This window comes from Dyella sp. SYSU CM1112, from assembly GCF_058216415.1.
Genome location: NZ_JBZEGI010000177.1, coordinates 1 through 220 on the forward strand (window position 1 = coordinate 1; position 220 = coordinate 220).

1 protein-coding gene is annotated in these 220 nt (G+C 57.3%); it reads left to right on the forward strand.

Going from position 1 to position 220, the window contains the following annotated elements; genetic code table 11:
• On the forward strand, positions 1–220 hold a 220-nt coding region (locus AC4HNJ_RS22130; protein WP_490481762.1), incomplete at both ends, for a type VI secretion system baseplate subunit TssF.

Below are 220 nucleotides of genomic sequence, written 5' to 3' on the forward strand. Positions count from 1 at the left end.
CTGGACCGAGGGTGACCTCAATCGACAGCGTATCGACGCGATTACCGGTGTACGCCATCGCGGGGTACAGAAACTCGTCAAGAACGGCTTGCTGCGCGGGGTGGAAATCGAGGTCACTCTGGATGCACATGCCTTTGCGGGCGACGGCGATGTCGAACTCTTCGGCAAGATGATGAATCGCTTCCTCGGAATGTATGCCACGCACAGCTTGTACACACGA